General features: G+C 69.4%; 18 protein-coding genes and 1 pseudogene. 9 read left to right on the top strand and 10 right to left on the bottom strand.

Annotation, left to right across the window (positions count from 1 at the left end; translation table 11 throughout):
- Positions 1–159 precede the first annotated feature (159 nt).
- Positions 160–1,086 (bottom strand): quinone oxidoreductase family protein, encoded by a 927-nt coding sequence (locus OO69_RS05735; RefSeq protein WP_033279304.1) that lies wholly within the window; start codon positions 1,084–1,086, stop codon positions 160–162.
- 133 nt (positions 1,087–1,219) lie between these two features.
- Here OO69_RS05735 and OO69_RS05730 point away from each other — a divergent pair, with 133 nt between their 5' ends.
- A complete protein-coding gene (locus OO69_RS05730; protein WP_033279303.1) occupies positions 1,220–1,657 on the top strand; it encodes a MarR family winged helix-turn-helix transcriptional regulator in 438 nt (145 codons plus the stop codon).
- 19 nt (positions 1,658–1,676) lie between these two features.
- Positions 1,677–2,225: an isochorismatase family protein gene (locus OO69_RS05725; RefSeq protein ID WP_051800790.1), complete on the top strand. Its 549-nt coding sequence runs from the start codon at positions 1,677–1,679 to the stop codon at positions 2,223–2,225.
- Between the two features lie 17 nt (positions 2,226–2,242).
- On the opposite strand, the gene OO69_RS05720 is transcribed toward OO69_RS05725, so the two are convergent.
- Positions 2,243–2,962 carry an SDR family oxidoreductase gene (locus tag OO69_RS05720; RefSeq protein WP_033279302.1) on the bottom strand — a complete coding sequence of 240 codons (720 nt, stop codon included), beginning with the start codon at positions 2,960–2,962 and terminating at the stop codon, positions 2,243–2,245.
- Positions 2,963–3,101: 139 nt separating this feature from the next.
- Here OO69_RS05720 and OO69_RS05715 point away from each other — a divergent pair, with 139 nt between their 5' ends.
- A complete protein-coding gene (locus OO69_RS05715; protein ID WP_033279301.1) occupies positions 3,102–3,920 on the top strand; it encodes a LysR family transcriptional regulator in 819 nt (272 codons plus the stop codon).
- Between the two features lie 73 nt (positions 3,921–3,993).
- Here the strand turns inward: OO69_RS05715 and fdhD are convergent, their stop codons facing one another.
- From fdhD to OO69_RS05705, 3 genes and pseudogenes are all read right to left on the bottom strand, one after another.
- A complete protein-coding gene (gene fdhD / locus OO69_RS05710; protein ID WP_033279300.1) occupies positions 3,994–4,842 on the bottom strand; it encodes a formate dehydrogenase accessory sulfurtransferase FdhD in 849 nt (282 codons plus the stop codon).
- Between the two features lie 7 nt (positions 4,843–4,849).
- Positions 4,850–4,972 (bottom strand): annotated as a pseudogene (locus OO69_RS51215) (Fe-S-binding domain-containing protein); the annotation flags it as partial.
- Positions 4,973–4,996: 24 nt separating this feature from the next.
- The gene (locus OO69_RS05705) at positions 4,997–5,968 is read right to left on the bottom strand and encodes a 2-dehydropantoate 2-reductase (RefSeq protein ID WP_033279299.1); all 972 of its coding nucleotides are present in this window, start codon (positions 5,966–5,968) and stop codon (positions 4,997–4,999) included.
- Between the two features lie 223 nt (positions 5,969–6,191).
- On the opposite strand from OO69_RS05705, the gene OO69_RS05700 reads away from it, so the two are divergent.
- From OO69_RS05700 to OO69_RS05685, 5 genes are all read left to right on the top strand, one after another.
- Positions 6,192–6,716, top strand: a complete 525-nt coding sequence (locus tag OO69_RS05700) for an ATP-binding protein (RefSeq protein WP_033279298.1) — start codon at positions 6,192–6,194, stop codon at positions 6,714–6,716.
- Between the two features lie 179 nt (positions 6,717–6,895).
- Positions 6,896–8,233 carry an OFA family MFS transporter gene (locus tag OO69_RS05695; RefSeq protein ID WP_033279297.1) on the top strand — a complete coding sequence of 446 codons (1,338 nt, stop codon included), beginning with the start codon at positions 6,896–6,898 and terminating at the stop codon, positions 8,231–8,233.
- Positions 8,202–8,336, top strand: coding sequence for an MFS transporter small subunit (locus OO69_RS53475; RefSeq protein ID WP_019065011.1), 135 nt, complete (start codon positions 8,202–8,204; stop codon positions 8,334–8,336). The genes OO69_RS05695 and OO69_RS53475 overlap by 32 nt, the downstream gene beginning before the upstream one ends.
- A 150-nt stretch (positions 8,337–8,486) precedes the next feature.
- A complete protein-coding gene (locus OO69_RS05690) occupies positions 8,487–9,425 on the top strand; it encodes a beta-ketoacyl-ACP synthase III (RefSeq protein WP_033279296.1) in 939 nt (312 codons plus the stop codon).
- 188 nt (positions 9,426–9,613) lie between these two features.
- Positions 9,614–10,291 (top strand): GntR family transcriptional regulator, encoded by a 678-nt coding sequence (locus OO69_RS05685; RefSeq protein ID WP_078652304.1) that lies wholly within the window; start codon positions 9,614–9,616, stop codon positions 10,289–10,291.
- Between the two features lie 116 nt (positions 10,292–10,407).
- Here the strand turns inward: OO69_RS05685 and OO69_RS05680 are convergent, their stop codons facing one another.
- The 5 genes from OO69_RS05680 to OO69_RS05660 form a co-directional block, all read right to left on the bottom strand.
- A complete protein-coding gene (locus tag OO69_RS05680; RefSeq protein ID WP_199810889.1) occupies positions 10,408–11,805 on the bottom strand; it encodes an OFA family MFS transporter in 1,398 nt (465 codons plus the stop codon).
- A gap of 1 nt (position 11,806) precedes the next feature.
- Positions 11,807–13,195: an OFA family MFS transporter gene (locus OO69_RS05675; protein WP_033279294.1), complete on the bottom strand. Its 1,389-nt coding sequence runs from the start codon at positions 13,193–13,195 to the stop codon at positions 11,807–11,809.
- Positions 13,196–13,315: 120 nt separating this feature from the next.
- Positions 13,316–15,460, bottom strand: a complete 2,145-nt coding sequence (locus OO69_RS05670) for an acetate--CoA ligase family protein (RefSeq protein WP_033279567.1) — start codon at positions 15,458–15,460, stop codon at positions 13,316–13,318.
- Positions 15,461–15,464: 4 nt separating this feature from the next.
- Entirely contained in the window at positions 15,465–16,697 is a 1,233-nt protein-coding gene (frc, locus tag OO69_RS05665) for a formyl-CoA transferase (RefSeq protein WP_033279293.1), read from the bottom strand.
- Between the two features lie 11 nt (positions 16,698–16,708).
- Positions 16,709–18,391, bottom strand: a complete 1,683-nt coding sequence (locus tag OO69_RS05660; protein ID WP_033279292.1) for a thiamine pyrophosphate-binding protein — start codon at positions 18,389–18,391, stop codon at positions 16,709–16,711.
- A gap of 145 nt (positions 18,392–18,536) precedes the next feature.
- On the opposite strand from OO69_RS05660, the gene sucC reads away from it, so the two are divergent.
- On the top strand, positions 18,537–19,667 hold the full coding sequence (sucC, locus tag OO69_RS05655) for an ADP-forming succinate--CoA ligase subunit beta (RefSeq protein ID WP_033279291.1): 1,131 nt from the start codon (positions 18,537–18,539) through the stop codon (positions 19,665–19,667).
- Position 19,668: the final 1 nt, after the last annotated feature.

Genomic DNA, 19,668 nt, shown 5'->3' with positions numbered 1-19,668 from the left:
TTCATTCGTCTGGACATCCGGACATCCCACGTCCAACGGGCGTGTCACAGACGTTAGTTGCGGCCTCCGGCGCCTCACAAGAAGCGTGCAGTGCCCGTCACTCCATAACTTCGCAACACCGCACCGGCCGTGACCGACCGTCAGGTTCGGCGGGGTGATTCAGGGGCGCAGTACGACCTTGCCGAGGTTGCTGCGCGACTCGATCACCTCGTGCGCCTTCTCCGCCTCCGCCAGCGCGAACTCGCCGTGCACGGACGGTTTCAGGGCGCCCTCCGCGAACAGCCGCCACAGCTCCCGCCGCCACCGTTCGTACAACTCCGGCTTCCCGCGCGCGATCCGCGCCATCTGGAACCCGATCACGGACTTGGCGCCCACGAGAAGGTCGTACGCCTGGATCGTCCCGCCGCCCGAGCTGTACGCCACGAGCCGCCCGCCCGGGGCGAGTGCCGCGACGGCCGGGGTGAGCAACTCGCCGCCCACCGCGTCGAGTACGTAGTCGACGGGCTCGCCCCAGCCCGGCCGGTCCAACTGGTCGTAGGTGATCACCTCGTCGGCGCCCAGCGCGCGCACGAAGTCGCCCTTCGCCGGATCGGACACCGCGCCCACGACCCGCCCGGCACCCCGCGCCCTCGCCAACTGCACTGCCAGATGGCCGACTCCACTCGCCGCGGCCGTGATCAGCACGGCCTCATCGGGTTCGGGTCGGGCCGCGTCCAGCGCGCCCAGGGCCACCAGCCCGCTGCGGACGAGCGCGACCGCGTCGACGGCGGAGGCGGTATCGGGCACGGGGGAGGCCATGCCCTCGTGGAGGACCGCGAAGTCGGCGTACCCGTGCCCGAAGCACAGCCCGGTCACCCGCTCGCCCGCCCGGCACCGGGTCACGTCCTGTCCTACGGCGACCACCTCGCCCGCGATCTCGCCGCCGAGCGGGATCGGCTCGGCCGCCTCGGTCACCTTGCGGACGACGGGCAAGGTGACTCCGATCGCCTCGGTACGGACGAGGAGTTCACCGGGCCCCGGTGCGGGGACGGGGACCTCCTCCACGAACAGCGGGCCGCCGGTGGAGTCGTACCGGACGCGACGCATCGCACCTCCAGGGATCGTGACAGCGCTTGAGGGGATCAGCGGGGACCATCGGGGGTCGTGGGGATCGTTGGGGGGCCCAATGATATTCACGGTTTCATTGGGAAGTCCAACGACTTTTCGCTAGGCTGCCCGCATGGCCGAAGCACCCCTCCCCGTGATCCGCGCCCTCCCCAGCTGGCTGCTCGGCCGGGCAGCCGCCCGTGGGCGTGCCCTCGTCGCCGACGCGCTGGCGGTCGAGGGGCTGAAGATGTGGCACCACGTGGTGCTCTCCGCCGTCCGTGACCTCGCGCCCATTGCTCAGGCCGACCTCGGCCGCGGTGTCGGGCTCGACCCCAAGGACCTGGTCGGCGTGCTGAACGACCTCCAGGCCGCCGGCTCGGTCGTACGGGAGCCGGACGCGAAGGACCGCCGTAAGAACGCGGTGTCGCTCACGCCGGAGGGCGCGCGGCTGCTCAAGCGCTCCGAGAAGGCGGCCCGTGCGGCCAACGAGGAACTTCTCGCCCCGCTGTCGGAGGCCGAACGCGACCAGTTCATGGGCCTGTTGATCCGGATTTCCGGTACGGACGGCTGACGGGGGCTAACGTTCCGTCATGACCCCACCCCGGACTCCCGAATCCCTGCTCGCCCTCGACCCCGAACGCACCGCCCTGGTCCTCGTCGACCTGATGGACCGCATCGTCGCGCTGCCGCTCGAACCGTACAAGGGTCCCGAAGTCCTCGCCGTGGCCGAGGAGTTGGCCGGCGTCTTCCGTTCCGCCGGTGCGCTCGTCGTGCTGATCCGGGTCGAACGTCCCGGCATCGCCGAGCAGCCCGCCGGCAGTGGACTCGCCGACGGGCTGTTCCGGGAAGGGGACCTGGAGATCGTGAAGCGGACGATCGGGGGCTTCCAGGGCACGGGACTTGAGGAGCGGCTGCGTGAACGGGGCGTCGACACCCTGGTGTTCGGCGGGATCGCCACCAACCTCGGCGTGGAGTCCACCGCGCGTGCCGCCGGCGACCTCGGCCACCAACTCGTCTTCGTCGAGGACGCGATGAGCGCGCTCACCGCCGCCGAGCACCAGGCGTCGGTCAAACTCGACTTCCCGCGCCTGGGGTTGGTGGTCGCGGCGGGGGAGGTGCGGTTCGCGGCGGGCGGCTGACCCCGGCGGCCGAGCGGTCAGACGAGGACCGTGCCGCCGTCCACGACCACCGTCGAACCGGTCGTGTAGCCGCCACGCATCAGATACAGATACGCCTCGGCGATGTCCTCCGGCTCGCCGATCCGGCCGACCGGCAGCGACCCGGCGACGGACTCGAACAGCCCGTCGCGCTGCTCGTCGTCCAACTCCCGCCAGAGTTCGGTGCGTACGACACCGGGGGCGACCACGTTGACCCGCAGCGGCGCCAGCTCCAGGGCAAGTGCCCGGGTCAGCGACTCCATCGCCCCGCACAGGGCGGCGGCGACGGTCGTGCCGGGGATCGGCCTGCGTCCGGCGGTGCCCGTCGTCAGGACCACGGAACCGCCCTCCCGGATCGACGGGGCGCCGTACTTCACCGCCGTGTAGGCGCCCCACAGCCGGGTGTCCAGGAAGGCGCGGGCCCGCCCGAGGTCGGACTCGGCGAGGCTCCCCATCAGCAGCGCCTCACCGGCCGTGTAGACCAGGTGGTCGTAGCCGCCGAGCCCCGCGAAGAAGGCCCGCACCGCCTCCTCGTCGCTCGCGTCGAGGACCTGCCCCTCGGCGTCCTCCGGGAGCCGTTTCAGCGCCGCGTCCACGCTCTGCTGCCGGCGCGAGGCGACGACCACCCGGGCGCCCTCCCGCGCGGCCGCCTCCGCGACCGCGAACCCGATCCCCGCCGTACCGCCGATGACGACGATCCGCTGTCCTCGCAGTCCCATGTCCTGCCCCTCTCGGGTTGTGCGCGTTGCTGTGACGTCACCCAGCCTGCGGCCGTGGTCGCCCCGCCGTCCAAGACCTCTTTCGGCCGTGGCGATACCCTGAAGGCATCGCCGACGGCGTACGGAAGGGCGGCCCCCCATGGACCTCGACCTGCGGAAGGTCCGCTACTTCGTCGCGGTGGCCGAGCTGCTGCACTTCGGGCGCGCGGCCGAGCAGTTGCACATCGCGCAGCCGGTGTTGAGCCGTCAGATCCGGGCCCTGGAAAAGGACTTGGACTCCGCGCTCTTCGAACGGGACAGTCACGGCGTGTCGTTGACGGCTGCCGGGCGCCAACTCCTCGACGACGGGCGGGCGTTGCTCGCCTCGGCTGATGCGACGCGCCGTAGGGTGCAGCGGTCCGCGCGGGGTCCGCACCGGCTCGTCGTCGGCTTCCGCGCGGGCGTCGTGATCACCCGCACGCTGCGGGCCTACGGCGCCGCCCACCCCGGCATCGAGGTGAAGGCCCGCCGGGTCGAATGGGACGACCAGGAGCAGCTGATCCTCGACGGCACCGTCGACCTCGCCTATCTGCGCCGCCCGATCCGCGAGCAGGGCCTCACCCTGCTGCCGCTGTTCACCGAGACCCGGGTCGCGATGCTGCCCGCCGACCACCGCCTCGCCGGCAAGCAGGACCTCGTGCGGGCCGACCTAGACGGCGAGGCCTGGCTGCGGTACGCCAACCCCGGCCCGGACGACGTCCCGATCCGCAGCATCGAGGAGAAGTTCGAGGCCGTGGCCTCCGGCGCGGGCATCACCCTCGTGCCCGTCTCCGTCGCCGAGAAGTACTCCCGCCCCGACATCACCTACGTCCCCGTCACCGACGCCGAACCCGACGAGGTGATCCTGGCCTGGGAGGCGGCCCGCCGGTCACCCTTGATCACGGCGTTCGTGGAGACCGCGCAGGGCGTGCGGGGCTGAGGCGGGGCCCCTGCGGCGCAGGGGGCGCTCCCCGCCGGTCGGGGCCCCGCCGCCGTGACGCGGGGCGCGGATCTCAGCCCTGGGCGGCCGCGGCCCGCAGGGCGATGCGGTCCTCGCCCGCGTACACGTTCATGTTGCTGCCCCGCAGGAAGCCCACCAGGGTCAGGCCCGTCTCCGCCGCCAGGTCCACGGCCAGCGACGAGGGCGCCGACACCGCCGCCAGCACCGGGATCCCGGCCATCACGGCCTTCTGCGCCAGCTCGAAGGAGGCCCGGCCCGACACCAGCAGGATCACCCGGGACAGCGGCAGGTCCCCGTTCTGCAGGGCTCGGCCGACCAGCTTGTCGACCGCGTTGTGCCGGCCCACGTCCTCCCGTACGTCCAGCAGCTCGCCCTCCTCGCTGAACAGGGCCGCCGCGTGCAGACCCCCGGTCCGGTCGAAGACCTGCTGGGCCGCGCGCAGCCGGTCGGGGAGGGCCGCGAGCAGCGAGGGCTCGACACGGACCGGGGGAGTGTCGGCGATGGGCCAGCGCGCCGTCGTACGGACCGCGTCCAGGCTTGCCTTGCCGCACAGACCGCACGAGGACGTCGTATACACGTTGCGCTCCAACGTGATGTCCGGCATCACCACGTCGGGGGCGGTCCGTACGTCCACGACGTTGTAGGAGTTCGAACCGTCTACGGTCGCCCCCGCGCAGTACACGATGTTCTGCAGATCGTATGCGTTCGCCAGTACACCTTCGCTGACCAGGAACCCGGCCGCGAGCGCGAAGTCGTCGCCGGGGGTGCGCATGGTGATCGCGAGCGGCTTGCCGTTGAGCCGGATCTCCAGGGGTTCCTCGGCGACGAGCGTGTCCGGGCGGGTGGTGACCACGCCGTCCCGGATCCGGGTCACCTTGCGTCGTTCCGTGACTCGTCCCATGTCCTGATCAGCCCCGGTTCTGTACGTGCTGGTGGCCGAAACGGCCCTTGCTGCGGAGGGTGCCGCGGGTCACCGGGCCGTCGTGCGGCGAGGTGACCTGCTCGCTCTCATTGTCCTGCATGTGCGGAGTGGGCTCGCGGCCACTCGCGTCTCCTCATGCGGCACTCCTCAGCGCGAGCAGGTCCGAGATGGCGTGCACGGTGCGCAGGGTGGGCACCTCCACGCCGGTGATCTCCGCCAACTCGACCACGGCCGCGAGGAGTACGTCGAGTTCGAGCGGCTTGCCGCGCTCCAGGTCCTGGAGCGTCGAGGTGCGGTGGTCGCCGACGCGTTCCGCGCCCGCGAGCCGCCGTTCGATGGAGACGCCGACCTCGCAGCCCAGCGCCTCGGCGACGGACAGCGTCTCGGTCATCATGGTCTCGATGACCTTGCGGGTACCGCCGTGCAGACACATCTGCCGCATGGTGGCGCGGGCCAGCGCGCTGATCGGGTTGAAGGAGATGTTGCCGAGCAGCTTGAGCCAGATGTCGTTGCGCAGCTCCGGCTCGACCGGGCACTTCAAACCGCCCGCCCGCATGGCCTCGCTCAGTGCCAGACAGCGCGCCGAGACGCTGCGATCCGGCTCGCCGATGGAGAACCGGGTGCCTTCGAGATGGCGCACAACTCCCGGTCCAGCAAGCTCCGTTGCCGCGTAGACGACACAGCCGACGGCCCGTTCGGGCGCGAGCACCGCACTGACCGCGCCGTCCGGGTCCACGCTCTCGACGCGCTGCCCGTCGTAGGGGCCGCCGTGCGAGTGGAAGTACCACCAGGGGATGCCGTTCTGGGCGGCCACGACCGCCGTGGTGTCGTGCAGCAGCGGCTCGATCAGCAGCCCGCACGCCGCGTACGAGTTGGCCTTCAGGCCGAGCAGGACGAAGTCGACCGGGCCGATCTCGGCCGGGTCGTCGGTGGCGTGGGCGCGGGCGGTGAAGTCGCCGCGCGGGCTGAGGACCTGGACGCCGTGCTGCCTCATGGCCGCGAGATGCGGTCCACGGGCGACGAGATGCACATCGGCGCCCGCACGGTGCAGCGCGGCGCCGACATAGGCACCGATCGCACCGGCGCCGAGGACTGCGACTCTCACTGGAGACTCTCCGTTCGGTCGAGGGAGTACCGCGGAGGTGGGTGCCGTCCGGGCCGTGCCGGGCGGAGCCGGACAGCGCTGGGCGGCGTCGAACAGTGTCGACTGAATATTGTCTACAGTATGGAGGAGGGGTCGGCAAGGGTTCGGGCAGGGACTGTGCGCTGCGCCCCTGATCGTGCTGAATCCCTGAGCCCGCGGCCCGGGCCGCGCTAGCGTCGGGTCCATGATCGTATGGCTCAACGGCACGCACGGAGCGGGCAAGACGACGACCAGTCCGCTGGTGCAGCAACTGATCCCGGATTCACGGGTGTTCGACGCCGAGAAGGTCGGCGAGACGCTCATGGACATCACGCCGGGGCTGCCCGCGACGGACAACTTCCAGCACTGGCCGCCCTGGCGCCCGCTGGTCGTCGAGACCGCCCGCCGCGTACTCGACTACACCGGCGGCACGCTGGTGATCCCCATGACGGTCCTGGTCGAGCGGTACTGGCGCGAGATCAGCGCGGGCCTCGCCCAACACGCCATCCCCGTACGGCACTTCGTCCTCCACGCCGACCAGGACACGCTCCGCGGGCGCATCGCGGGTGACACTGTCCTCGGCCCCGACTCGCCGTTCCGTCTGCGATACCTGGAGCCCTACGCCGAAGCGGCCCGCACCTGGCTGCACCGTGAGGCCGAGGTCGTCGACACCACGCACCTCACCCCCGCCGAGGCCGCACGGCGGATCGCGGAGTCCGTCCAGGGCTGAGGCTGGCCCGCCGCACGAGAACTGGCCCGGGAGAGGAGCGAGTTCAGGCGCGGGGACCCGTGCGGGAACGGGAGTTGGAAGTCCGCGCCGACCGTTCGGCGCACTCTGCATACCGCTCATCGCATACGGTCGACGCGCCGCCTTCTCAACTCCCTTGCCACTCCCTACCGTCCGGGATCATGAGTCCCCCAGTCGCACCCCCGGCGTGGAGCCGCTGGATGGTTCCGCCCGCCGCCCTCTCGGTACACCTCTCCATCGGCCAGGCCTACGCCTGGAGCGTCTTCAAGCCGCCGCTCGAGTCCTCACTGAACCTCAGCGGCACACAGAGCGCCCTGCCCTTCCAGCTCGCGATCGTCATGCTCGGCCTGTCGGCCGCGTTCGGCGGCACCCTCGTCGAACGCAACGGGCCGCGCTGGGCGATGACCGTCGCCCTGGTCTGCTTCTCCTCCGGCTTCCTGATCTCCGCGCTCGGGGCGGAGACGAAACAGTTCTGGCTGATCGTCCTCGGCTACGGCTTCGTCGGCGGGATCGGCCTCGGCATCGGCTACATCTCACCGGTGTCGACCCTGATCAAGTGGTTCCCGGACCGCCCCGGCATGGCCACCGGCATCGCCATCATGGGCTTCGGCGGCGGCGCGCTCATCGCCTCCCCGTGGTCGGCCCAGATGCTGAAGTCGTTCGGCTCCGACAACACGGGCATCGCCCAGTCGTTCCTCGTACTCGGTCTTTCGTATGCGGTATTCATGACACTCGGCGTGTTCCTCGTGCGGGTTCCGCGCACCGACGACCACAAGGACACAGCGAGCGCGCCCAGCGTCCTCACGGGCGTGCAGGTCTCCGCCAACAGCGCCGTCCGCACCCCGCAGTTCTGGTGCCTGTGGGTCGTCCTGTGCATGAACGTGACCGCGGGCATCGGCATCCTGGAGAAGGCCGCCCCGATGATCACGGACTTCTTCGCGGGCACCTCAACCCCCGTCTCGGTATCGGCCGCCGCCGGCTTCGTCGCGCTGCTCTCCGCCGCCAACATGGCGGGCCGTATCGGCTGGTCCTCGACCTCCGACCTGATCGGCCGCAAGAACATCTACCGCGTCTACCTCGGCATCGGCGCGGTCATGTACGCGCTCATCGCACTGTTCGGCGACTCCTCGAAGCCGCTGTTCATCCTGTGCGCGCTGGTGATCCTCTCCTTCTACGGCGGCGGCTTCGCGACCGTGCCCGCCTACCTGAAGGACCTCTTCGGGACCTACCAGGTCGGCGCGATCCATGGCCGGCTGCTCACCGCCTGGTCCCTGGCCGGTGTCCTCGGACCGCTGATCGTGAACTGGATCGCCGACCACCAGAAGGCCGCCGGCAAGCACGGCGCGTCCCTCTACGACACGTCCTTCATCATCATGATCGGGCTGCTCGTCATCGGGTTCGTCGCCAACGAACTCGTCCGGCCCGTCGACGCCCGCCACCACATCCCCGCCCCGAGGGAGGCCGCCGATGTCGAACGACAGCAGTCAGAGTCCGCCTGACCGACGGCCGCTCATCGCCTTCGCCTGGCTCTGGGTGGGCGCGCCCCTTGTGTACGGCCTGTACGAACTCGTCCTCAAGGCGAAGCAGCTGTTCACCGGCTGAATGTTCGGGCGACACCGTCCATCACAGGATGGATGACAGAAGCCGACAACCCGGACCGTTGTTTCCTGTGGCATCACCTGCCGTCGTACCCGCGAGTCACTGGCAAGACTGGTGGATCCCGCTACCCAAGGCAACGAGGGGGACCACCCAATGAACGGCACGCGGATCGCCGCCGTCGGTCACTACCAGCCCGCCAAGGTACTCACCAACGAGGACCTGGCGGGCATGGTCGACACCAGCCACGAGTGGATCACCTCCCGGGTGGGCATCAAGACGCGACACATCGCCGGGCCCGACGAACCGGTCGACGAGCTGGCCGCGCACGCCGCCGCCAAGGCCCTCGCCGCCGCGGGCCTGACGCCCGGGGACATCGACCTGGTGCTCGTCGCCACCTCCACGGCCATCGACCGCTCCCCGAACATGGCCGCGCGCGTCGCCGCCCGCCTCGGCATCCCGTCGCCCGCCGCCATGGACATCAACGTCGTGTGCGCCGGCTTCACCCACGCCCTGGCCACCGCCGACCACACCGTCCGTGCGGGAGCGGCCACCCGCGCCCTGGTCATCGGCGCCGACAAGATGTCCGAGGTCACCGACTGGAGCGACCGTACGACCTGTGTCCTCGTCGGCGACGGAGCGGGGGCCGCCGTCGTCGAGGCCGCCGACGAACCCGGCATCGGACCGGTCCTGTGGGGTTCCGTGCCCGAGATGGGGCACGCGGTACGGATCGAGGGCACGCCCCCGCGGTTCGCGCAGGAGGGCCAGAGCGTCTACCGCTGGGCCACCACCCAGCTCCCGCCCATCGCCCGCAAGGCCTGCGAGAAGGCGGGCCTGACCCCGGCCGACCTCGCCGGTGTCGTCCTGCACCAGGCGAACCTGCGCATCATCGAGCCCCTCGCCGAGAAGATCGGCGCCGTCAACGCGGTCGTCGCCCGCGATGTCGTCCAATCGGGCAACACCTCGGCCGCCAGCATCCCGCTAGCGTTCTCGAAACTCGTCGAACAGGGCGCCGTCCGCACCGGCGACCCCGTCCTGCTGTTCGGCTTCGGCGGGAACCTGTCGTACGCCGGCCAGGTCGTCCGGTGCCCGTGACCTGCGCACCCGCCCGGATCCGCCCCCGGATGTGACGAGGCTGACTCCCGTACTCTCTGGCTACTGTGCGCCGTAGACTGTAGACGATAGACAATCAATACTTGGTCGTACGGCCAGGTACGGCGACTGGCTGCCGTCTACTGTCCACAGTCTGCAAAGTGCCGATGTTGCCCAGGAGGGGGACCGCGATGTTGTCGCCAGGACTGCCGCAGGGGGCTGTGCCCAAGCTCGAACGTCCGGGCCCGCTGCGCGACCGCGTCTACGAGGCGCTGCTCGAACTCATCACCACGCGCGCCCTGCAGCCCGGTCAGCATCTCGTCGAGAGCGAACTCGCCGGGCACCTGGGCGTGTCCCGGCAGCCGGTGCGTGAGGCGCTGCAGCGGCTCAACACCGAGGGCTGGGTCGATCTACGGCCCGCACAGGGCGCGTTCGTGCACGAGCCGACGGAGGAGGAGGCCGACCAACTCCTCACCGTGCGCACGCTGTTGGAGGCCGAGGCCGCCCGGCTCGCCGCCGTCAACGCGGGCAGCGCCGGGATCGCCGTCCTGGAGGAACTGTGCGCGGAGGGTGAGCGCGCCGTCGACGCCGACGACGTGGACGCCGCCGTCGCCATGAACGCCCGCTTCCACGCGAAGGTCATGGAGCTCGCGGGCAACGCCGTCCTCGCCGAACTCGCCGCGCAGGTCGACCGCAGGGTCCGCTGGTACTACACCCCGGTGGCCCGTCAGCGCGGCCTGACGTCCTGGATCGAGCACCGCGCCCTGATCGGCGCGATCACCGCCCGCGACGAACTGCGCGCCAGTCTGCTGATGCGCGAACACACCGAGCACACCCGGCGGTCGTACCACGAGCGCGCCAAGTCCTGATCCTGGGACGGCTGTTGGCGCGGAGGCGGTCCGCTGTTCAGGCGCCGACGCGGCGCGATGGCCCTCCCGACCGGGGAGGGCCACCAGCTGGTCCGACGACCGTGACGTACGAACTGTCAGGCAGCGGGCTGCGGTTGGGGAACCTTGGTCAACTCCCTGTCCCCCCGCCCTGGTTGACGCAGTAGCAACGCGATGGCCGCCGCCACCATCGAGACCCCGCCGGCGAGTGCGTACGCGCCGTTGTAGCCCCAGGCCGCGACCACCATCGAGCCGAGGCCGCCGCCGAACAGGCCGCTGACGAGCTTTCCGCTGTACACCAGGCCGTAGTTGGTGGCGTTGAAGTTCTCGCCGAAGTAGTCCGGGGTCAGGGCGGCGAACATCGGGTAGAAGGCGCCGCCGCCGAAGCCGGAGAGGAAGGCGAAGAACAGGAACAGCCACTCGCTGCGCAGATGGCCGGCCCAGATCACGCCGAACTGGGCGAGGCCCAGGACCAAGATGACGAAGACCAGGGTGAGTTTGCGGCCCCACAGGTCCGACAGCCAGCCGACGACCGCGCGGCCGATGCCGTTGATGACGGCCATGATGCCCATCGACGAGGCCGCGACCAGCGGGCCGAAGCCGACGTCCTTGGCGAAGTCGACCTGGAACGAGATCCCGAAGATCGACACTCCCGCGGTCAGCACGATCGACAGCCACATCAGGGGCAGCATGCCGGTACGGATGGCCTCTTTGGGCGTGAACTGCTTTACGGCGGGCGGGTTCTTGGCGAGGCTCGTCGCGCTCTTGTCGTTGCCGCCGTAGGTCAGCGGGTCGATGTCGGCGGGCCACCAGTTCTGCGGCGGGTCCTTGAAGAAGAACGCGCAGCCGAACACCACGATCAGGATGTAACACCCGATCAGATCCAGGACCCGGTGGTAATTCCCGGTGTCGAAGGCGTAGTTGAAGATGAAGATGAACGGCAGCGAGCCGTAGGCGAAGCCGCCGTTCACGAACCCGGTGCGGGCGCCCCGCCGTTCGGGGAACCACTTGCCGACCATGTTGATGCAGGTCGCGTAGACGAGACCGGCGCCGACACCGCCGATGACGCCGAAGCCGATGATCGCCAGCCACACATTGCTCAGGTGCGACAGGGCCAGGAAGCCGATGACGCACAGCACCGAGCCGATGTACATCGCCCGGCGTGCCGTGAGGATGCCCTTCTCGCGCATCCAGCCCGCCGGGAAGGCGATGCCGGCCTGGAAGAACACCCAAATGCTCAGGATCCAGAAGGTGTTGCTCTGCGTCCAGCCGTGCGCGCTGGACAGGGTGTCCTCCGCGGAGCCGTACGCGTACTCGAAGACACTGATCGCCATCATGGCGATCCAGGGGAGGTAGACCATGATTTTGCGTGAGTGGCCGAGGATGTCGCGGTCGGTCTCGCCGACGCGGTAGACGCGGCCGTGGGCGTCGGTCACTTCACGGTAGGGACGGTTCGCGGCGCCGGATTCGTTCGTGGTGATGGGATCTGCGGTCATGTCACGCCATCTCCTCGCCGAGCGGGTGCGGATTGGGCACGATGCGCCGGGAGTCGGGCCTGCCCGGCGCCTTGAGGAAGAGCGCCAGCACCGCGGAGGCCAGGCCCACCGAACCGGCCAGGACGAACGCGCCGTGGTAGTCCCACTCACCGACGACGACCGCGCCCAGACCGGAGCCGACGAGCCCCGAGATCAGCTTCGAGCTGTAGACCATCCCGTAGTTGCTGGCGTTGTTGTTCTCACCGAAGTAGTCGGCCGTCATGGCGGCGAACAGCGGGAAGATCGCACCGCCGCCGAAACCCGAGACCATGGAGCAGAACAGGAAGAACGGCATGCTGCCCATCTGGCCCGAGACCAGCACGCCGAACTGGGCGGTGCCGAGCACGAGACACACGATGATCAGCGTGTGGCGGCGGCCGTAGCGGTCGGAGATCCAGCCGATGACCCCGCGCCCGGTGCCGTTCACGATCGCCTTGAGGGACATCGCCGTGGCCACGATCCCGCCCGCGAAGCCCATGTCCTTGCCGAACGGCACCTGGAAGGCGATGCCGAAGATGTTGATGCCGGCCGTGCAGAGCAGACAGAACCACATCATCCAGAGCACGGGGGTACGGGCGGCCTCCTTGGGTGTGTACTGCTTGACCGCCGGCGGGTTCTTCTCCAACGCCCGCCGGATCCTGGGGTCTTGGGCCGCCTTCAGCGGATCGACGTGCGCGGGCCACCAGTTCTTCGGCGGATCGCGGAAGAACCAGCCCGCTGACGCCACCACCAGACACAGTCCTACGCCGACCAGGCTCAGCAGCACCTTGTAGTTGCCGAGGTCGAGCACGGAGGTGAAGAGGAACACGAACGGCACGGACCCGTAGGCGAATCCGCCGTTGACGAAGCCCGTCTTGCCGCCCTTGCGCTCCGGATACCACTTGCCGACCATGTTCACGCAGGTCGCGTACACCAGACCGGCGCCGATCCCGCTGCACATGCCGAAGCCGAAGTAGGCGACGAGCACGTTCGGCGCGAACGCGAGCGCCAGATAGCCCAGCAGGGTACCGAGCGCGCCGAGCAACATGGCCGTACGGGCAGGGAGTTGGCCGCTCTCGCGCAACCGCCCGGCCGGGAAGGCCACGGCCGCCTGGAAGAACACCCAGACGCCCATCAGCCAGAAGATGTGCCCACTGCTCCACAGATGCGCGTCGTGGAGCGTGTCCTCCGCCGACGTGAACGCGTACTCGGCGGAACTGATGCCCATCATGCCCACCCAGGGCAGGACGACCATCCACTTGCGCGCCCGGCCCATGATGTCGACATCGGACTCACCGATGCGGTACACGCGGCCGTGACGATCCGTCACCTCCCTGTAGGGGGCGGACGTTTGGTAGTCCGTTCTTGCCATCGCTCAGTGCCCCTTGCGTCGAAAGTTCTGGCCAGCGCCCCCTGTCCAATGCCTTTCGCGTGCGCACGGGTCCCAGGGGCCGGCCGACCGCACTGTCGGCCGGCCCCGCGTCGGCTCACGTCATGAACCACCGCCCAACAGCCCTGCCGCGCGCGCCCATTGGTACTTCGCGCCGAGCACGGCCACCGGCTTCTCCGTCGTGTACGGGTACGCCACGACCCCGCGCTCGTACAGGTACTGGCAGGCCTCCTCGACCTCGACGTCACCCGCGAGCGACGCCACCACCGGCTTCTCGATCCCGCGTTCCTTGAACTCGGCGACCACACGCGCGGTCAGCTCCGCGAAGACCATCGGGGGAGTCACGATGGTGTGCCAGTAGCCCAGCACCAGCGCGTGGATGCGCGGGTCCTCAAGCCCCAGTCGGATCGTCGCCTCGTACGTCGACGGCGGCTCGCCCCCGGTGATGTCGACCGGGTTGCCCGCGGCCCCGAACGGCGGGATGAACTTCCGGAAGGACGCGTCCAGATCGGCCGGAATCTCCATCAGGGAAAGGCCGTTGTCGGTCACCGCGTCGGAGAGCAGCACGCCGCTGCCGCCGGCGCCGGTGATGATAACGACGTTGTCTCCCTGGGGAGTTGGCAGCACGGGCAGGCCGCGCGCGTACTCCAGCATGTCGTTGAGCCCGGGGGCGCGGATGACACCGGCCTGCTTGAGGATGTCGCTGTACACGGCGTCGTCGCCGGCCAGCGCGCCCGTGTGCGACCCGGCGGCCTTCGCACCCGCCGCCGTACGGCCCGCCTTCAGCACCACAACTGGCTTACGGGGCACGGTCTTTCGGGCCGCTTCCACGAACGCGCGGCCGTCCTTGAGGTCCTCCAGGTGCATCGCGATGCACTCGGTGTGCGGGTCCTCGCCGAACCAGGTCAGCAGGTCGTCCTCGTCCAGGTCCGACTTGTTGCCGAGCCCGACGATCGCCGACACCCCGGTCTTCGTGGTCCGCGCGAAGCCGAGGATGGCCATCCCGATGCCACCGGACTGCGAGGTCAGCGCCACCCCGCCCTTCACGTCGTACGGCGTGCAGAACGTGGCGCACAGGTCCTGCCAGGTCGAGTAGTAGCCGTAGATGTTCGGGCCGAGGAGACGGACGCCGTAGCGCTCGGCGATCTCGACTATCTCTTCCTGGAGTTGGACCTCACCGGTCTCCGCGAACCCGGAGGGGATGAGGACGGCATTGGGGATGTTCTTGCGTCCCACCTCCTCCAGTGCCGCTGCCACGAACTTGGCGGGAATGGCGAAGACGGCCACATCCACCTCACCGGGAACGTCCGTGACACTCTTGTACGCCTTGCGGCCGAGGATGTCATCGGCCTTGGGGTTCACCGGGTGGATCTCCCCGGCGAAGCCGCCGTCGACGAGGTTGCGCATCACCGAATTGCCGATCTTGCCCTGCTCGTTCGAGGCACCGATCACGGCGACCGAGGTCGGCTCCATGAGGTGGCGCATGGTCGTCAGGATTTCGTCGCGCGTATACCGTCGACGGGCTACCGGCTGCGACTCGGCGAGGATCACCCGGATGTCTGCCGCGACCGCGCCCTCCGGTGTCGCGATCACCGGGTTGAGGTCCACCTCGGCGATCTCCGGGAAGTCCGCGACCAGTTGGGAGACCCGGCGGATCTGCTCGGCGATCGCCCACCGGTCGACGGCCGGCGCGCCGCGCACCCCGCGCAGGATCTCCGCCGCCCGGATCGAGTCGAGCATCGACAACGCCTCGTCGGGGGTCACGGGCGCGAGCCGGAACGTCACGTCCTTCAGCACCTCGACGAGCACCCCGCCGAGCCCGAACGCGACGACCTTGCCGAACGTCGGGTCGGTCACCGCGCCGACGATCACCTCCTGTCCCTGCGGCAGCAACTCCTGTACCTGGACGCCCTCGATACGGGCGTCGGCGTCGTAGGCACGCGCGTTGTCGACGATCTTGTGGAACGCGGCCCGTACGTCCGCAGCGCCCTCGACCCCGACGACGACTCCGCCGGCGTCGGTCTTGTGCAGGATGTCGGGCGAGACGATCTTCATGACGACGGGCCCGCCGAACCGCGCCGCGAACGCCACCGCCTCGTCGACGTCCGTCGCCAACTCCTCGCCGGGTACGGCGATCCCGTACGCGTCGGCGATCACCTTGCCCTCCGGCGCCGTGAGCGCGAACCGTCCCTCGGCCCGCACGGAGTCGAGGAGTGCGCGCACCCTCAGGGTCCGGTCCTCTGCCATCACGTCAGATCACCCCGTTCGACTTGAGGAGGCGCAACTCTTCGTCGCCCAGCCCGAGTTCGCCGATGTAGACCTCTTCGTTGTGCTCGCCGAGCAGCGGTGAACTGGTCACGTCCACAGGGGAGTCGGAGAGCTTGAGCGGGCTGCCCACGGTGACGAACTCGCCGCGCTCGGGGTGCGGCACCGTCACCACCATCTCGTTGGCGACCAGCGACTCGTCCTCGATGATCTCCCTGGTCGACAGGATCGGCCCGCACGGGATGTTGTGGGCGTTGAGCCGCTCCAGCACCTCCCACTTGGGCAGCGTGGACGACCACTCCTCGATCAGCTGGAACATCTTGGAGAGCTGCGGCAACCGGGCCTCGGGCGTCGCCCACTCGGGATCGTCGGCCAGCTCGGGCCGACCGATCAGCTCGGTCAGCGGCTTCCAGCCGACGGGCTGCACGATCACGTACACGTAGTCGTTCGGGCCGCCCGGCGCGCACTTGACCGCCCAGCCGGGCTGCCCGCCGCCGGACGCGTTGCCCGAGCGGGGCACCTCGTCACCGAAGTCGTCGTTCGGGTACTCGGCGAGCGGCCCGTGCGCCAGGCGCTGCTGGTCGCGGAGCTTCACCCGGCACAGGTTGAGCACGGCGTGCTGCATGGCCACGTTGACGCGCTGGCCCCGGCCGGTGTGTTCGCGCTGGAAGAGTGCCGCCAATATCCCGGCTACTGTATGCACTCCTGTGCCTGAATCACCGATCTGAGCGCCCGTGGCCAGTGGCGGGCCGTCCTCGAAGCCGGTGGTCGACATCGAACCGCCCATGGCCTGCGCGACGACCTCGTACGCCTTGAAGTTGGTGTACGGGCCGTCCCCGAAGCCCTTGATGGACGCATACACGATGCGGGGATTGATCTCCTGTATGCGATCCCAGGTGAACCCCATACGGTCGACCGCGCCCGGCCCGAAGTTCTCGACCATGACGTCGGAGCGCCGGATCAGCTCGGTGAGGATCTCCTTGCCGCGCTCGGTCTTGGTGTTGAGGGTGATGCTCCGCTTGTTGCAGTTGAGCATCGTGAAGTAGAGCGAGTCGACGTCCGGGAGGTCTCGCAGCTGCTTGCGCGTGATGTCGCCGGTCGGTGCCTCCAGCTTGACGACGTCGGCGCCGAGCCAGGCGAGGAGTTGGGTGGCGGAGGGGCCGGACTGGACGTGCGTCATGTCGAGGACGCGGATGCCCTCAAGTGCCCTGGCGGTCATGGCCGTTCACCTCACTTGTACATCGTCTGGTTCATGGTTCCGGGGGCGTACGCGTCCGGGTCGACCCAGACGTTGATCAGCGACGGCTTGCCCGACTCCCGGGCGCGCTGCAGCGCGGGGGCGATGTCGGCGGGGTCTCGGACCTCCTCGCCGTAACCCCCCAGCATCTGGGCGAACTTGTCGTAGTGGACGTCGCCGAGGGTGTTGCCGACCCGTTCGCGTTCCAGGCCGTACTTGGCGGCCTGGCCGTAACGGATCTGGTTCATCGAGGAGTTGTTGCCGACGATGCCGACGAACGGGAGGTCGTAGCGGACGAGCGTTTCGAAGTCCCAGCCGGTGAGGGAGAACGCGCCGTCGCCGAAGAGCGCGACGACCTCCTTGTCGGGGCGGGCCTGCTTGGCCGCGAGGACGAACGGGACGCCGACGCCGAGGGTGCCGAGCGGGCCCGGATCCATCCAGTGGCCGGGCGACTTGGGCTGCACGACCTGGCCGGAGAAGGTGACGATGTCGCCGCCGTCGCCGATGTAGATGGAGTCCTCGGTGAGGAAGTCGTTGATCTCGCTGACCAGGCGGTAGGGGTGGATCGGTGACGCGTCCGACCTCAGACTGGGCAACCGCTTCTCGATCGCGGCCTGTTCGACGGCCCGCAGCTCGTCGAGCCACTCCTTGCGCCTGCCTGCACCGCCGTTGACGCGTCCAGAAGCGGCCTCGGCGACCGACTTCAGGACGAGTCCCGCGTCGCCGACAATGCCGAGGTCGATGTCGCGGTTCTTGCCGACGGTGCGGTAGTCGAGGTCGATCTGCACGACGGTCGCGTCGGGGGAGAGGCGCTTGCCGTAGCCCATGCGGAAGTCGAAGGGCGTGCCGACGATGACGATGACGTCGGCGTTGGAGAAGGCGTACCGGCGCGACAGCTGGAAATGGTGCGGGTCGCCGGGCGGGAGGGTGCCGCGTCCCGCGCCGTTCATGTACGCGGGGATGTTGAGGGTGCGGACGAGGTCAATGGCCGCCTCGGTGCCGCGAGTTGTCCACACCTGGCTGCCCAACAGGATCGCCGGCTTCTCGGCGTGGACCAGCAGATCGGCGAGCTTCTCGATCGCCTCGGGGTCGCCGGGGGAGCGGGTCGAGGCGCGGTAGGAGCCGGGCTTGGGCACCCGGGCCTTGCCCACCGGCACCTTCGCGTCGAGGACATCGCGCGGGATCTCCAGGAACGAGGGCCCCGGCGCGCCGTGATAGCACTCGCGGAACGCCATCGACACCATGTCGGCGGCGCGCGCCGTGTCCGGCACGGTCGCCGCGAACTTGGTGATCGGCGTCATCATGTCGACGTGCGGCAGATCCTGCAGCGACCCCATCTTGTGCTGGGTCAGGGCCCCTTGACCGCCGATCAGCAGCATCGGGGACTCCGCGCGGAAGGCGTTGGCGACACCGGTGACGGCGTCGGTCGTACCGGGACCCGCGGTGACCACCGCGCACCCCGGCCTGCCGGTGATCCGCGCGTAGCCGTCCGCCGCGTGGGCTGCCACCTGTTCGTGGCGTACGTCGACGACTTCTATGCCCTCGTCGACGCAGCCGTCGTAGATGTCGATGATGTGGCCGCCGCACAGGGTGTAGATGCGGTCGACCCCCTCGGCCTTCAGGGCTTTGGCGACGAGATGACCACCGGAAATCACGTCCTGGGTGTCGTCGGGCATGGCGAAGTCCTGTCCCTTCGTAGGGGGGTTGGAACGCTCTCGCGGTACATTGCATACAGTCGACGAATACTGTATGAAACTTGTTATCCCGCATCCGGTGGGTGGTGTCCAGGGGGCGTGCGGCACTTTTAGGTGAGGAGCCCGGATGGATCTGTACGAGCACCAGGCAAGGGAACTCTTCGAGGAACACGGCATCTTGGTGCCCCGGGCCGAGGTCACCGCCTCGTCCAAGGAGGCACGCGAGATCGCCCGCAGGCTGGGCGGACGCGTCGTGGTGAAGGCGCAGGTCAAGACCGGCGGGCGAGGCAAGGCGGGGGGAGTGAAGTTCGCCGCGGACCCGGCCGCCGCCGAGCTCACGGCACGCCAGATCCTCGGCATGGACATCAAGGGCCACACGGTCGGCAAGGTGATGCTGGCCCAACCCGTCAAAATCGAGAGCGAGTTCTACGTCTCCTACGTCCTCGACCGCGCCGCGGGCCGCTTCCTCGCGATCGCGTCCGCCGAGGGCGGTATGGAGATCGAGGAGATCGCCGCCGGTCGACCGGATGCGGTCGCCCGTATACACATCGACCCGACGGAGGGCGTCACCTCGGCCAAGGCGGGCGAGATCGCCGAGGCGGCCGGCCTGCCGCCGCAGACCGTCGACGTCCTTGTGCGACTGTGGGAGGTGCTGGTCCGCGAGGACGCCGTCCTCGTCGAGGTGAACCCGCTCGTGCGGACGAAGCGGGGGCAGATCCTCGCCCTCGACGGCAAGGTCACCCTCGACGACAACGCCCTTTTCCGGCAGGCGCGTTGGGGTGCCGAGGGTGCGGCACACGACGATCCGCTGGAGGCGGCGGCCGCGGCGAAGGGGCTCAACTACGTCAAGCTCGACGGCGAGGTCGGCGTCATCGGCAACGGCGCGGGCCTGGTCATGTCGACGCTCGACGTGGTCGCCGGGTGCGGTGCCCGCCCCGCCAATTTCCTCGACATCGGCGGCGGGGCGTCGGCCCAGATCATGGCCGACGGACTGTCCGTCATCCTCTCCGACCCGGCCGTGAAGTCGGTGTTCGTCAACGTCTTCGGCGGGATCACCGCGTGCGACGCGGTGGCCGACGGCATCGTACGGGCCCTGGAAACCGTCCAGTTGACCAAGCCGCTGGTCGTCCGGCTCGACGGCAACAACGCGGCCCGGGGTCGAGCCATCCTCGACGGGCACGCCCATCCGCTGGTCCAGCAGGCCACCACCATGGACGGCGCCGCCCGCCGCGCCGCCGACCTCGCCAACGCACGCTAAG

The organism is Streptomyces sp. NRRL F-525 (assembly GCF_000716605.1).
Taxonomy (GTDB): domain Bacteria; phylum Actinomycetota; class Actinomycetes; order Streptomycetales; family Streptomycetaceae; genus Streptomyces.
The sequence above is the reverse complement of the archived record's forward strand: the minus strand, read 5'-3'. Positions and strand labels throughout refer to the sequence as shown.